Source organism: Streptomyces sp. NPDC000594 (genome assembly GCF_040299965.1).
GTDB lineage: Bacteria > Actinomycetota > Actinomycetes > Streptomycetales > Streptomycetaceae > Streptomyces.
The window spans coordinates 1-14,128 of sequence record NZ_JBEPCY010000040.1 but is presented as its reverse complement, the minus strand read 5'-3'; the positions used below and the strand labels follow the sequence as shown (position 1 = coordinate 14,128).

Here is a 14,128-nt window from a genome sequence, read left to right as displayed (position 1 = left end):
ACATCAGGCTGCACGTCGGGGGTGGTCGGCAGTCCGAGCTGTCCGGCAGCCCCTGGAATCACCTTGGCGCGCTCGTAATACGCGTCATACACTTCTGGTGTGGCCAAGACAAGGATCAGCATCAGTTTGGACAGCGCTCACGCTGAGCGCATCCGTGCCCACGCGGAACGGGCTGGCATGGATGTCTCCGCCTATCTCGTCAACGCGGCGACTCGGCAGATGGCCGAGGTGGAAGCAGCCGAAGCGCAGTTCGCCCGGCTCGACGCGGTGATTGCGGCGGCCGAGACGGGGGCTGCCGCACTGCCGCCCCTCGCGGAAGTGGTCGATGGCGACCTCACGGAGCAGGAGCGGAGAGAAGTGCAGGAGGCGCTGGGGCTCATCTACGGCTCTGATGGTCCCGCCGCCCGCTCCGGTGACGCCGCGTGACCACACGCGTGCCGGTCTACGACACCGGCATGTTGATCGCGCTCGCCGATCGCAAGGCGAAGGCGGTCCGTTTGCATGCCGGCCTTCAGGACGCGCCGCACCGAGCACTCGTGCTGGGGCCGGTGCTGGCTCAGGTCTGGCGGCCCAGCCCTGCCGTGGTGCATGCCTTGGCCGGGGTTATGAAGGAGTGCACGGTTCCGCAGGCCCGTAGCTCGGCCCCGGCCATGCGCCCCACCGCCGTGGGGCAGACGGTCTGCATCCTGTGCGCCACCGGTCCGGACATCACCGAATGGCAGCGCATCGGAAGTTCCCTCGGCTCGGCAGAGCTGCCCCCGAAGAAGCGCCCAGACGCGGTGGATGCACTGGTGGCGCTTACTGCCGCCCGACATGGCAGCGCTGTGGTCTTCACGAGCGATCCAGCCGATCTCAGCGCCTATCTGAAGGCATTGGACGCCCAGGACGTCCATGTGGTGCAGATCTGAGGAAGGGCGGTCCCCGGTCGAGCCGTAGGCGCGGAGGAACGAAGGGACCCCGCCCCACTGGGTCTCCGGTCGGTGCCCGCCAAGTGTGCCTGGGGCGGAATCGAACCAAAGAAACGTCGAAGGGCCCCACCTCGCGGTGGGGCCCTTCGACGTTAGTGCCCGGTGAGGCACTGGCGGAGGATACGAGATTCGAACTCGTGAGGGGTTGCCCCCAACACGCTTTCCAAGTTTGTTGGCACCGCGCAAGGTGGTAGCCGGGAGCGTTCACCTGCGTTCACGGCCTGTCGGTCGGGCGGGCGTCTCCCGCCTGCGTCTCAGGTGAACTTCCGTGAACGGCGCTGAATGAGACGGGAACTGAGACGGGCGGAGGGCCTGGCTTGGCAACATCTTCGCTGTTGAACAGAGGGTGGTGGCTCTGGCCCGCAAGAGTTCACAGGGTCGATGTCGACAGCGTGGTCCAACGCTCGCGGCGGCGCGGACGCCGACAGCTCGCCACTGGCCGTGGTTTGCCGCTTCGCCCGATGCGCTGGCGCCTGACCTTGGCCTCGGTAATCGATGTCACGCAGGGACAGACAACCGAGACTGCGCGACACTGAGTGCCATTTCTTGTGAGATCGCTGACAAAATAGGAAACGGGGGATATTGTTCCTCTTCCGCCTGATCCAGGAGTGGAAATTGATCTTGCGCGAGTTTTTGTATGTGGATACCGAAAAAGTCAGAGCGATGCTTGCGCAGCTTGACGGAGGGGTACCAGAGGAGGCGCGTGAAACCACTAGCAGTCAGAAAAGCAATACGGTAGGCCCGAGGAGTTTGGCTCAGCATCTACAGCTATCTGGTAGCGAGACGTACACGCAAAAATCTCTGGGTGATGCCATCTTTCCTGCACTGGAAGGAGCTTTGGAATCTGAGGGTTTGCTTCGGGACATTTCGGAAGAGGCGACGATTCTTTCTGAGTGGACGTCAGGGAATCTGAGAAAGATTGCTCCTCCGGGTTCCCTTGTTCGCGTTACGGCTAACGGGTCCCTATTTGATACTCGATACAGCGCGAGCGTTTTTGCCGCTTTCTCCTCTGTGGCGATTGGGCTTCAAGATATTGGAGCTGATATGGGCCCCGTTCAGAATGCGACCCCCGGGAGAGGTAGGACAGGCCAGCAAAAAGCTCGGCCAGCGAAGCACGGCCCAGGTGAGGGGGATCGTCAGTTGGAAGATGCGATCTCTGATTTTGTGGGGCCAGGGGGTGTGGACGGAAAATCGCTACGTGCTATTACGCGCATCGCCAGAGGGGTGTTTGCTCCGGGCTTGAATATAAATCTTTCTCCAGTTGCTTCGGGGGAAGTTCTGATCGGATCTCGCTTGCAGGAAGGGCGTCAGTATCTGGACAGTGAGCCGGATATTTTGTTCGCACGATATGGTGCGGAACGTCAAGAGTGGACAGTGGTTGGTAGCGTAGGCAGCTACGGCCCTGAAAACACAGATATGCCAGACCTAAATTTCTTGCATCCGAATGGGGCAGTCAATCGAGGTGCCTTTGCGGACGGAATTAATGCGCTCATGAAGCACCTGGGCGGCCTGGGTTTTGTTGACCTTCCTCAGTATCCTGGATTCTCGCTCATTCCATTTGCCGTCTATCGCACGATTCCTCGAAATGCGAGCTTGTTGGCTCTGCGTGATCAGTAGGTCCGGCGGAGCGGGTTTGGCCGGTGTCCTGCCTGGTTTGCGGGCCCCGGACTGGGGGAGGTGGCTAAAGCCGTGGAGCCGACCGCCCCGGCTGCAGAGGGGATCTCCCCGTTCATGCGTGCTGCCGCCCTGCGCGGCCGGCGACGCCGGGTCCGGAGCGGGGCGGAGACAGGAGCGGCGGGCCCGGCGGGGAGCCGGGCCGCGCGCGGCGAGCGGAGCGAGGCGCCTTGAACCAGTAGGGAAGGTTGTAACTCACATGTCCGCTGGGACGGTGAGGGTGAATTGGTTGAGGCGGGTGATGAGTTGGGCGGCGATGGTCCAGTGGATGGCGGGGCTGTCGAAGGGGATGCCTCTGGCGTCGACGGGCACGGGGTCGTGGCTGGGGCGGTAGAAGGCGCCGTGGACTCCCGCCGGGGTCCACGACTGGACCCGTAGGGTCACGTACCGGCGCCGCAGGTGGGGGCATGCTCTGGTGGCCAGGGTTGCGCAGGGGCGGCAGACCGGAGGATGTGCGGTCTCCAGTCCCTGGGGCCAGGAGCCCGGGTCGTCGGAGGCTTCGCCCAGGAGCCAGAGGACTCCGCGCTCGTCCTGGTCGGCGGGTTTGCCGCAGACCTGGCACAGCAGGTTGGCCATGGCCAGTCGCTGGCGCAGGGCGTGGACCTTGCCGAAGTCGGGCTTCCCCTTCCCCGGCATGGAGGGGATCCGCCGCCACAACACACCCCGGGGATCGCGGTCGTAGGAGCGCTCATCGGCATAGGCCAAGCGCCCGCGCCGCACCACCACCCGTACCTTCGACGGGGACTCCCCGGACCACTGCGTGATGTACGGAACGGGGCTCATCCGACACAGCACCCCGGGAGGCCGGCTGCTTCCGCAGGAGTGTCGGCGGAGGGTGTCAGCCGGGACGCGGGGGCGGTCCAGCCGATTCCGCCGCCCTCGGGGCTGAGCTGGTAGGTGGTGGTCCCCGTGTCTTCCGGGAGGGCGACCACGACACCGGTTCGGTTTGTGCCGGTGTCGTGGACGAGATCTCCGCGCCGGGGCTCCCAGGCGGGTTCGGAGGTGGCGTCCGTCATGTGACGGACAGTAGGCGCGCGATTACCACCGAATATGAATCAGGAGAATAGGCCCTGGTCATCCAGGTGGAAACGGTTCGACATCCCCCGCAACTCCTCGCGTGTCGAGGCGCGTTCCGCGCAGACGATCCTGCGGAGGGTCGCCCGTGCGATGGGGTGATTGCGCACCAACTGCGGTGCCAGCTCCTCGGCTCGGCGGAGCTGCCCCAGGGCCCGGTGGCGGTCGCCGTCCCAGAGCCAGGCTCGGGCCAGGTCCATGTGGTGGTGCCCCTGGCGGGACTTGGGCAGGGCCGCGATCTCCTCGGGCCCGGCCTGCTCGTTCAGTCGCAGGGCCGTCGCCTGGTCGCTCAGTTCCAGCGCGATGCTGATGCCGTGGATGGTGACATTGCCGGCGGAGAACGTCAGGGAGTGCCGGTCGTCGACGGGTTCCCCGTCCGGGTCACCCGTTCGGGTCGTGGCTTCGCGGGCGAGCCCGAGCCGGTGGGTGGCCTCGGCCGCGTTGCCCGCCCTGGCGGCGGAGACCGCTGCCCGGAGCTGAAGGGTGCCCCAGGCCCGTACCGCGAGCGCCTCGCCGTGCTCGTACTCCGACGCGATGCTGTTCAGGGCCTTGTCCGCGAGCGCGATGGAGTCGGCCCAGTCCGCGGTGGCCCACATGTCCCAGACCCGCATCCAGTCCGCCACCGCGGGCAGCACCGCGTCCCCGGAGAGCCGGGCCGCCCAGACGGCCCTCTCGCAGGCCGTGGCGATCAGTTCCGGATGCCCCAGGGCGTGCGCGGCCGTGTGGGCGAACTTGCAGCACACCGCGTAGATGCCGAACGCCTCCTCCCGCTCGTGGCCGGTCGACACCTCGGCCAGGGCGTGCGCCTCCCGCAGGAGGTCGGGCAGGCTCCGCAGGATCGCCACGCTCGCCGCCGCGTCCCGCAGCCGGTGCAGCCGCTTCAGCTCCTGCCACAGGACGGTGGACGGGCGAGGGGCGCCGTCGAAGACCGGCGTCAGGTCGTAGCGCCGCAGCTCCCGCAGGATGGACGCGGCGGCCATCTGCCACTGGTTCTCCGGGACGGTGCCGACGTACGGGCGGTCAATCAGATCGTTCGGGTGGCAGTGCAGCGCGGCGGCGATGCTGTTGATCAGCGCCGCCCGGTCCAGCTCGATACGGCCCTTCTCGACCTTGGACACCCAGCCCTGCGTCTTGCCGACCGCGGCCCCGAGGTCGGCCTGGGGCATCCCGAGGGCGAGTCGCCGGCGCTTGATCCGGCGACCGATGGCCTCTTGCTCTTCCAGTTCGTACGGCATGGTCGCAACGTCCTGTCCCGTGGAATGGAGCCTCCGGCGAACGGTACTCGCGGCCTGTGGGCTGCGTGGCCGTGTTGCCGCGTGGGGATTCCGCTCCGGCGGGACGTGGGATTTGGGCCGGTCGTCGACGATCGCTGCCAGTGGGGCGCACCCGGGGACGAGATCGCCCAGGGGCCTCCGGGACCGGGATCGCATACGTCGAAGGGCCCCACCTTGCGGTGGGGCCCTTCGACGTTAGTGCCCGGTGAGGCACTGGCGGAGGATACGAGATTCGAACTCGTGAGGGGTTGCCCCCAACACGCTTTCCAAGCGTGCGCCCTAGGCCACTAGGCGAATCCTCCGCCGCAAACAATACAAGACGTTGAGGTGTGCTCGCGAACTCGTTCCCACCCCCGTGGATCAGGTACCCTGTGCGGAGCCCCTCACGTGGCGCTATCTGACTGAACTCCCCCAGGGCCGGAAGGCAGCAAGGGTAGGTCGGCTCTGGCGGGTGCGTGGGGGGCGCTTGCGTTGTACGGGGAGGGGTCGGGCGGGGCGCGGGGCGGGGACGGTTGTCGGTGGGGGCCGATAACCTCGTAGGTGTGTCGTCCCTTGCGCTGTACCGCCGCTATCGCCCCGAGTCCTTCGCCGAGGTCATCGGGCAGGAGCATGTCACTGACCCGTTGCAGCAGGCCCTGCGGAACAACCGGGTCAATCACGCGTACCTGTTCAGCGGGCCGCGCGGGTGCGGGAAGACGACCAGTGCGCGGATCCTCGCCCGCTGTCTGAACTGCGAGCAGGGGCCGACACCCACCCCGTGCGGGCAGTGCCAGTCCTGTCAGGACCTCGCGCGGAACGGACCGGGTTCGATCGATGTGATCGAGATCGACGCGGCTTCTCACGGTGGTGTGGACGACGCCCGTGAGCTGCGGGAGAAGGCGTTCTTCGGCCCGGCGAGCAGCCGGTACAAGATCTACATCATCGATGAGGCGCACATGGTCACCCCGCAGGGCTTCAACGCCCTGCTGAAGGTGGTCGAGGAGCCGCCGGAGCATCTGAAGTTCATCTTCGCGACCACCGAGCCGGAGAAGGTCATCGGCACCATTCGGTCGCGTACCCATCACTACCCGTTCCGGCTGGTGCCGCCCAGCACCCTCCGGGAGTACCTGGGCGAGGTCTGCGGCCAGGAGGACATCCCCGTGGCCGACGGGGTGCTGCCGCTGGTGGTGCGGGCCGGTGCGGGGTCGGTGCGGGACTCGATGTCGGTGATGGACCAGCTGCTGGCCGGGGCGACCGAGGAGGGTGTGACCTATGCCATGGCCACCGCGCTCCTCGGGTACACCGACGGCTCGCTGCTGGACTCCGTCGTGGAGGCCTTCGCCACCGGTGACGGCGCCGCCGCCTTCGAGGTCGTGGACCGGGTCATCGAGGGGGGCAACGACCCCCGCCGCTTTGTCACCGATCTGCTGGAGCGCCTGCGTGACCTGGTGATTCTCGCCGCGGTGCCGGACGCCGCCGAGAAGGGGCTCATCGACGCGCCCGCCGATGTGGTGGAGCGGATGCAGGCCCAGGCGTCCGCCTTCGGTGCCGCCGAGCTGAGCCGCGCCGCCGACCTGGTCAATGTCGGGCTGACGGAGATGCGCGGGGCCACATCGCCCCGGCTCCAGCTGGAGCTGATCTGCGCCCGGGTACTGCTGCCCGCCGCCTTCAGCGACGAGCGCTCGCTCCAGGCCCGGCTGGACCGGCTGGAGCGCGGGGCGGCCACGGCGGGCCCGGCTCCGGTGGCGCCCGCCGTCACCTTCCCCTCCGACGGACCCGCCAGCGGCCCCTCCATGGGCTACGTCCCCGGGCCCGGCGCCGCTCCGCACATGCCGGGTCCCGACGGGCCCGTCCCCCCGCCCGTACCGCAGGCGCCCCAGCCGTCCGCGCCGTACCCCGTGGCGGAGGCCGAGCAGCCCGCCCCGGCGGCACAGCGCCCCGGCGCCTGGCCCGGGGCTGCCCCGGCCGGAGGAGCCGGAGGCGCGGCAGGAACCGCCGAGGCCCCGGCCGCGGCCGAGCGTCGCCCCGGTGGCTGGCCCACCGCCTCCACCCCCGGCCAGGGCGCCCGGCCCGCCCCCGCACAGCCCGCCCCCGCGGCCCGCCCCGCCGCCCCCCAGGCCCCGCAGCAGCCCGCCGGCGCCCCGGCCCCCGGCGCCGCCCAGGGTGCCGCCCAGGTCCGGGCCATGTGGCCGGACATCCTGGAGGCGGTCAAGAACCGCCGCCGCTTCACCTGGATCCTCCTCAGCCAGAACTCCCAGGTCGCCGGCTTCGACGGCACCACCCTCCAGGTCGGCTTCCTGAACGCCGGCGCCCGCGACACCTTCAACAGCAGCGGCAGCGAGGACGTGCTGCGGCAGACCCTCGCCGAGCAGTTCCATGTGCAGTGGAAGGTCGAGGCGATCATCGACCTCTCGGGCGGTGCCGGCGCACCCCCGCAGACCGCCGGTTCCGCCGGTGGCCGCCCCTATCAGCCCGCGCCCCCGCAGGCCGCCCCCGCCGCGCCGCCCGTACCCCCGTACCCGTCCCAGCCCCCGTCGGCTCAGGCACCCGCCGCGGCCCCCGCGCCCCAGCGGCCCGCACCCCCGGCGGCGGCCCCCGCCCCCGCGCACACCCCGCCCCCGGTCGCCCCCGAGGACGACATGCCGGAGGACGACGACCCCGATCTCGTCGACTCCGCCCTCTCCGGCCATGAGCTGATCGTGCGCGAGCTGGGAGCCACGGTTGTGGAGGAATACACCAACGAGTAGGGGAGGCCCTTTCGGAGGGGAGTACAGGGCCGCGCACGGCGCCGGTTAGGCTGACGCCCGTGAAGGTCCTCGTCATCGGCGGCGGCGCCCGCGAACATGCCCTGTGCCGCTCTCTCTCCCTCGACCCCGACGTCACCGCTGTGCACTGCGCGCCCGGAAACGCCGGCATCGGCGGGACCGCGCAGCTGCACGCCGTCGACGCCCTCGACGGCGACGCCGTCGCCCGGCTCGCCAAGGAGCTGGCGGCCGATCTGGTCGTCGTCGGCCCCGAAGCCCCCCTGGTCGCCGGTGTCGCCGACGCGGTGCGCGCGGTCGGGATCCCCTGCTTCGGCCCGTCCGGCGAGGCCGCCGTCCTGGAGGGCTCCAAGGCGTTCGCCAAGGACGTGATGGCCGCCGCCCAGGTGCCCACCGCCCGCAGCTATGTCTGCACCACCCCCGAGGAGATCGACGAGGCCCTCGACGCCTTCGGCGCTCCCTATGTCGTCAAGGACGACGGCCTCGCCGCCGGGAAGGGCGTCGTCGTCACCGATGACCTCGCCGCCGCCCGCGAGCACGCCCTCGCCTGCGACCGGGTCGTCATCGAGGAGTTCCTGGACGGGCCCGAGGTCTCCCTCTTCGCCGTCACCGACGGCGAGACCGTCGTTCCGCTGAGCCCCGCCCAGGACTTCAAGCGCGCCCTCGACGGCGACGAGGGCCCCAACACCGGCGGCATGGGCGCCTACTCGCCGCTGCCCTGGGCCGACCCCCAGCTGGTGGACGATGTGCTGGAGACCGTCCTCCAGCCCACCGTGGACGAGCTGCGCCGCCGGGGCACCCTGTTCAGCGGACTGCTCTACGCGGGCCTCGCCATCACCTCGCGCGGGGTGCGGGTCATCGAGTTCAACGCCCGCTTCGGCGACCCCGAGACCCAGGTGGTCCTGGCCCGGCTGCTGACCCCGCTGGGCGGTCTGCTGCTCCACGCCGCCCGGGGCACCCTCGCCGACGCGCCCCCGCTGCGCTGGCGCGACGAAGCCGCCGTCACCGTGGTGGTCGCTTCCCACAACTACCCCGGCACCCCCCGGACCGGTGACCCCATCGAGGGACTGGACGAGGTCGCCGAGCGCGACGAACCGCACGCCTATGTCCTGCACGCCGGGACCCGGCGGGAGGGCGGCGACGTGGTCAGCGCGGGGGGCCGGGTGCTCTCGGTCACCGCGACCGGATCCGATCTGCGCGAGGCACGGCAGCGCGCGTACGAGGCGGTGGGCCGTATCCGCCTCGACGGCTCCCAGTACCGTACGGACATCGCCCGCCGGGCCGCCGAGGTCTGACCGCAGGAACCCGCCCCGGGGCCTCCGAGGCCCCAGGAACCCCGTACACCCCCTGGATCCCCGTACACCCCTGGAAATCCTGGGCCCCGCCGCGTGCCCCGAGCGGGCAGGACTCAGGGGACGTACGGGGGTTCCTGTGGCACAGAACCACCGTCGAGGCATCCCGGGCGCGGCTCCAGCCCGGCTCCGGCGTCGCTCCAGGTCACCCAGGGCGCAGAACTGAACCACCGCCGCCCCCCATCCGTCATCCCCATTACCCGACGCCATTCCATCGGGTGACGGCTGAGCCATCCGGATGACGGCTGCCCCGACCCCAACTAGGGTGCGGCGCAGGCGTTCCGGCACTTGGCCCACCGGCATTGCGATGTCGGTGGCGGGTGCCACAGTGGGGGAGTGACCATCACCGTCGCAGGGCAGAGGGGGTGAGGACCGACCGTGTCCGTTATCGGGATCGGTGAATCCATCGGCGCACAGGCCGCACGCTCACGGGCGCTCGCCGTGCTGCGCGTCCGGGGCAGGGCGCTCGCCGTGGCCCTGCTGCCCGCGGCGGTCGCCGTCGTACTCATCGCGGGAGGCTCCACCGGCCATATGCGCGGCGGCGCCTGGGACACCGCCCGCTGGGTCGTCGGCCCGCTGGCCGTGGCGGTGCTGCTGTTCGCCTCGGCCGTCGCCCTGGTGATCGCCCGGGCCCGGCCCGCGCTCAGCCCCACCGTCGAGCTTCCCGAGCGCGCGGCCCCCGATCTCTACCGCCTGGTCAGGGATCTGGCCGAGCGGATGGATGTGCCCGCGCCCTCGGCGCTGGCGCTCACCCCCGACTGCGACAGCTGGCTGGAGGACCGCACCCACCCCGCCCACGCGATATCCCCCGCGATACGCGGCCGGCGTCCCGGGCGGAGTGCCGAGGCACCCGTTCTGGTGATCGGCTCGCCCTTCCTGTGGTGGATGCGCGTGGCCGAGCTGCGGGCCCTGCTCGCCCCCGTCGTCGCCGGGACCGGGCCCTCCGCCCACCCCGACATAGCCGCCGCCCGGCGCTTCGTCCGGGGCCTGGACGCGGCCGTCGCCGTGGCCTCCGCCCCCCGTACCGCCGGTTCGCTCCGGCTGCTGGGCGCGCCGCTGCTGGCCCTCGTCGGCCGGACCGCCCGGCTGCTGCTGCACGCCTGCCAGAGCTATGCGGGGGAGATGGAGCGGGGGGTCGCCGCCGCCGCCTCCGAGCGCGCCCAGGCGGTCGACTACGGACTGCGGATCGTCGCCCAGGAGCAGGTCGGCCTGGCGTACGCGGGGTGGGACCGGCTGCTGACCCGGGTGGCGCTCCCCGCCTGGCGCATGGGCCGCTGGCCCTCCCGGCTCGACGCGGGGGTCGTCTCCGCCCTCACCGAGCTGTCCCGCCGGGACCGCCTCGCCGAGGGCTTCGCCTCCCGCCTGGGGGAGCGTCCCGCCTGCGATCTCCTGGAGGAGCCCGGGGCGATCGACGAGGCCGCCTCGCTGCTCGCCGCCCGGCTGTTCCACGGCGGACCCGCCGAGACCGGGGCGAGCTGGTCCCCGGTCGACTGGCAGGCGTATCCGGAGGAGGTCGTGGACCGCAAGTGGCGCACCGAGGCGGCCCGGCTCCACCGGGTCCTGGACGACCTCGGTACGGCCCCCTCCGACGGCCCCGGCGGGCCGACCCTCGCCCGGGTGATGACCCAGCTCTCCGAGGCCGGCGCGGACGCGGGCGAGAATCTGGCGGCCGGGATCAGTGCGGCGGTCGCCCGCGAGGAGACCGCCCGCCAGCAGGCGACGGGCCCCGGAGCGGCCGCCGCGCAGGGTCAGAGCGACCCCGGCCGGACCGCCGCGCAGCAGCCCGCCCCGGGCCAGACCGCGCAGAGCCACCCCGCCCCGGGCCAGGCGGCCCCGGGCCAGATCGACCGGAGCCAGGAGGAAGTGCTGCACGGCTGGGGTCCGGATCCGCTGCCCCTCTTCCCCCTCCAGCCGCCCCGCAGCGGACGGGAGCTGCTCGCCGACCATGTCACCGCGATGGTGTGCTGCGCGGCGGTCGACACCGCCGGGGCCGCCCCGGGGCTCGACTGGCTCGACGGTCCCGCACTGCTGCTCAGGGGCAAGCGCTGCGCCGATCTGATGTCCCCGGTGCTGAGTCTGACCGAGGACGGCGATCCGAGGCCGCTGCGGGCCTGGCTCGCCGTGGCCGGGGTGCGTGCGGAGAAGCCCGTCCGCCTCGTCTGACGAGCCGACCGGCCGGGCGGGCCGCCCCAGGCCCCCCGCCCAAGGCCCCGGTCCCGCACCCCAAGGCCCGGGCCCCGCGCCCAAGGCCCCGGCCCGGCCCACCGGGGTGTCCGCCCCCGGGTGCACCGCCCCCGCCCCGCCCGCGCACCCCGGTGCATCGGGCACCCCCATGAATCGGTCACCCCCGTACCAATTTCGCGACGAAGGGTGACCATTCGCATGCGTTATGTGATGTGCTGGGATCTCGGCGCCTGATCGACGGGCGCGGGCGGCGGGTCATGGGGGCCGGGGAGGGTGCATGGGGGCGGAGCACATCAGGCGATGGGAGTCGGGCGCCCTCGCCCATGCCGTGTCGGACCCCTTCGGCCAGGGCCCCCTGCCCTGGCTCCGTGGCAAGGAGCACTACTTCTCCGACACGGGCCGTCTCGTCCCCTGGTACGCCGACTCCGGTGACTGCGGCCTCCGTACCCCCGACGACACCCGGCAGCAGATCAAGGGGTTCACCTCCGCCGGTGCCGTCTCCCCCGGCGACTCGATCGACTTCCACATCACCGTGAACCCACCGCAGCAGTTCTCGATCGACATCTATCGCATCGGCCACTACGCGGGCCACGGCGCCTCGAAGATCACCACCAGCCCCCGGCTCCCCGGTATCGCCCAGCCGCCGCCGCTCGCCGCCGGCCGGACGGTCTCCTGCCACCACTGGTGGCTCTCCTGGCGGCTCCAGATCCCCTCGTACTGGTCGGTCGGCGCCTATGTGGCCGTCCTCACCACCGCCGACGGCCACCGCTCCCACATCCCGTTCACCGTCCGCGACGAGCGCCCCGCCGATCTGCTGCTGCTGCTCCCGGACATCACCTGGCAGGCGTACAACCTCTACCCCGAGGACGGCCGGACCGGCGCCAGCTTCTACCACGCCTGGGACGAGGAGGGCCGGCTCCTCGGCGAGCGGGACGCCGCCGTCACCGTCTCCTTCGACCGGCCCTACGCGGGCGCCGGACTCCCGCTCCATGTGGGCCACGCCTATGACTTCATCCGCTGGGCGGAGCGGTACGGCTATGACCTCTCCTACGCCGACGCCCGCGATCTGCACGCCGGCCGGGTCGACCCCTCCCGCTATCGGGGGCTGGTCTTCCCCGGCCACGACGAGTACTGGTCGGTGCCCATGCGCCGCGCCGCCGAGACCGCCCGCGACCAGGGCACCTCCCTGGTCTTCCTCTCCGCCAACACCATGTACTGGCAGGTGGAGCTGGGCCCCTCGCCCTCCGGTGTGCCCGACCGGCTGCTCACCTGCCGCAAGCGCCGGGGCCCCGGCAAGTCCGCGCTCTGGCGCGAGGCCGACCGCGCCGAACAGCATCTGCTCGGTATCCAGTACGCGGGCCGGGTGCCCGACCCGTACCCCCTGGTCGTACGGAACGCCGACCACTGGCTCTGGGAGTCCACCGGCGCCACCGAGGGCGACGAACTGCCCGGCATGGTCGCCGGTGAGGCGGACCGCTACTACCCGCGCACCTCCCTCCCGGCGCATCTGCGGCGGGTCCTGCTGGCCCACTCCCCCTACCGCGACGCGGGCGGGGCCGTCCGCCACCAGGAGACCTCGCTCTACCGGGCACCGTCGGGCGCCCTGGTCTTCGCCTCCGGGACCTTCGCCTGGTCACCGGCGCTCGACCGGCCCGGCCATGTGGACGCCCGGGTCCAGCGCGCCACCGCCAACCTCCTCGACCGCATCTGCAAGCGGGACTGAACGGGCCCGGTACGGACCGGTCCGGCCGCGTCGGCAGCAGGACGGAACCCCCGATGCGGGGGCGGACGGAACCACTCCCCCCGCATACGGGAGAATCGGCCGCAGTCGTTCAGAACCACGGGGAGGAACCGTGTCCGGATTCGTAGAAAAGCCCGAACCGCAACAGGTTCCCGGCCTCACCCATCTGCACACCGGCAAGGTGCGCGAGCTGTACCGGAACGAGGCGGGCGATCTGGTCATGGTCGCCAGTGACCGCGTCTCCGCCTATGACTGGGTCCTGCCCACCGAGATCCCCGACAAGGGCCGGGTGCTCACCCGGCTCTCGCTCTGGTGGTTCGAGCGCCTCGCGGACCTCGTTCCCCACCATGTCCTCTCCACCGAACTGCCCGCCGGCGCCCCCGCCGACTGGGCGGGCCGGACCCTCGTCTGCCGCTCGCTGCGCATGGTTCCGGTGGAGTGCGTGGCCCGTGGCTATCTGACCGGCTCCGGACTCGCCGAGTACAACGACTCCCGGACGGTCTGCGGGATCGCCCTCCCCGAGGGTCTGACCGACGGTTCCGAACTCCCCGCGCCGATCTTCACCCCCGCCACCAAGGCGGCCGTCGGCGACCACGACGAGAACGTCACCTACGAGGAGGTGGCCCGCCAGGTCGGCGCCGAGACGGCGGCGCTGCTGCGCCGGACCACCCTCGACGTCTACGGCCGGGCCCGGGACATCGCCCGTGAGCGGGGGATCATCCTGGCCGACACCAAGTTCGAGTTCGGTCTCGGCGAGGACGGCGGTCTGGTCCTCGGCGACGAGGTGCTGACCCCCGACTCCTCGCGCTTCTGGCCCGCCGCCTCCTGGCAGCCGGGCCGCCCCCAGCCCTCGTACGACAAGCAGTACGTCCGTGACTGGCTGACCTCCCCGGCGTCCGGCTGGGACCGCCGGAGCGAGCAGCCGCCGCCCGCGCTCCCGGCGGAGGTCGTCGCCGCGACCCGGGCGCGCTATGTGGAGGCGTACGAGCTGCTGACCGGGACCGCCTGGGTCTGAGCGAACGCCCCGGGGTGTCCGGAGCACCCGGGTGACCGGTGGACCAAGGACGAGCCGTACAAGCTGACCCCCGCCTACCGGGCGCTGCTCGACGACGCGATCGCC

The 14,128-nt window shown here is 71.2% G+C and carries 11 protein-coding genes, 1 tRNA gene and 1 other RNA gene; 9 read left to right on the top strand and 4 right to left on the bottom strand.

The window, feature by feature from the left end:
* Window positions 1-99: 99 nt before the first annotated feature.
* The 3 genes from ABT354_RS33115 to ABT354_RS33105 all read left to right on the top strand — a co-directional run bounded on the left by ABT354_RS33115 (window position 100) and on the right by ABT354_RS33105 (window position 2,585).
* A complete protein-coding gene (locus ABT354_RS33115; protein ID WP_351500720.1) occupies window positions 100-426 on the top strand; it encodes a hypothetical protein in 327 nt (108 codons plus the stop codon).
* Entirely contained in the window at window positions 423-908 is a 486-nt protein-coding gene (locus ABT354_RS33110; protein ID WP_351500718.1) for a hypothetical protein, read from the top strand. Before ABT354_RS33115 ends, ABT354_RS33110 begins: the two co-directional genes overlap by 4 nt.
* 642 nt (window positions 909-1,550) lie before the next feature.
* Window positions 1,551-2,585: a DUF6414 family protein gene (locus ABT354_RS33105; RefSeq protein WP_351500716.1), complete on the top strand. Its 1,035-nt coding sequence runs from the start codon at window positions 1,551-1,553 to the stop codon at window positions 2,583-2,585.
* Window positions 2,586-2,837: 252 nt separating this feature from the next.
* Here ABT354_RS33105 and ABT354_RS33100 read toward each other — a convergent pair whose 3' ends face one another.
* The 4 genes from ABT354_RS33100 to ABT354_RS33085 form a co-directional block, all read right to left on the bottom strand.
* Window positions 2,838-3,425, bottom strand: a complete 588-nt coding sequence (locus ABT354_RS33100) for a hypothetical protein (RefSeq protein ID WP_351500714.1) — start codon at window positions 3,423-3,425, stop codon at window positions 2,838-2,840.
* Window positions 3,422-3,658, bottom strand: coding sequence for a hypothetical protein (locus tag ABT354_RS33095; RefSeq protein ID WP_351500712.1), 237 nt, complete (start codon window positions 3,656-3,658; stop codon window positions 3,422-3,424). Before ABT354_RS33095 ends, ABT354_RS33100 begins: the two co-directional genes overlap by 4 nt.
* Before the next feature lie 39 nt (window positions 3,659-3,697).
* On the bottom strand, window positions 3,698-4,951 hold the full coding sequence (locus tag ABT354_RS33090; protein WP_351500710.1) for a helix-turn-helix domain-containing protein: 1,254 nt from the start codon (window positions 4,949-4,951) through the stop codon (window positions 3,698-3,700).
* A 253-nt stretch (window positions 4,952-5,204) separates the two neighbouring features.
* Window positions 5,205-5,292: transfer RNA gene (locus ABT354_RS33085), tRNA-Ser, on the bottom strand.
* A gap of 72 nt (window positions 5,293-5,364) precedes the next feature.
* Between ABT354_RS33085 and ffs the strand changes: the two genes are divergently transcribed.
* From ffs to ABT354_RS33055, 6 genes are all read left to right on the top strand, one after another.
* Window positions 5,365-5,463: signal recognition particle sRNA small type (ffs, locus tag ABT354_RS33080), an RNA gene on the top strand.
* 69 nt (window positions 5,464-5,532) lie between these two features.
* Entirely contained in the window at window positions 5,533-7,716 is a 2,184-nt protein-coding gene (locus ABT354_RS33075) for a DNA polymerase III subunit gamma and tau (protein WP_351500707.1), read from the top strand.
* 59 nt (window positions 7,717-7,775) lie between these two features.
* Window positions 7,776-9,026 carry a phosphoribosylamine--glycine ligase gene (purD, locus tag ABT354_RS33070; protein ID WP_351500705.1) on the top strand — a complete coding sequence of 417 codons (1,251 nt, stop codon included), beginning with the start codon at window positions 7,776-7,778 and terminating at the stop codon, window positions 9,024-9,026.
* A gap of 435 nt (window positions 9,027-9,461) precedes the next feature.
* Entirely contained in the window at window positions 9,462-11,246 is a 1,785-nt protein-coding gene (locus ABT354_RS33065) for a hypothetical protein (protein ID WP_351500703.1), read from the top strand.
* Between the two features lie 298 nt (window positions 11,247-11,544).
* Window positions 11,545-12,990, top strand: coding sequence for a N,N-dimethylformamidase beta subunit family domain-containing protein (locus ABT354_RS33060; RefSeq protein ID WP_351500701.1), 1,446 nt, complete (start codon window positions 11,545-11,547; stop codon window positions 12,988-12,990).
* 130 nt (window positions 12,991-13,120) lie between these two features.
* Window positions 13,121-14,023 carry a phosphoribosylaminoimidazolesuccinocarboxamide synthase gene (locus tag ABT354_RS33055; protein WP_351500699.1) on the top strand — a complete coding sequence of 301 codons (903 nt, stop codon included), beginning with the start codon at window positions 13,121-13,123 and terminating at the stop codon, window positions 14,021-14,023.
* Window positions 14,024-14,128 lie beyond the last annotated feature (105 nt).

Bases quoted from the DNA above. Each gene is read 5' to 3' on its own strand.
- ABT354_RS33100 (WP_351500714.1), bottom strand. From the start codon at position 3,425: ATGAGCCCCGTTCCGTACATCACGCAGTGGTCCGGGGAGTCCCCGTCG.
- ABT354_RS33095 (WP_351500712.1), bottom strand. From the start codon at position 3,658: ATGACGGACGCCACCTCCGAACCCGCCTGGGAGCCCCGGCGCGGAGAT.
- ABT354_RS33090 (WP_351500710.1), bottom strand. From the start codon at position 4,951: ATGCCGTACGAACTGGAAGAGCAAGAGGCCATCGGTCGCCGGATCAAG.
- ABT354_RS33060 (WP_351500701.1), top strand. From the start codon at position 11,545: ATGGGGGCGGAGCACATCAGGCGATGGGAGTCGGGCGCCCTCGCCCAT.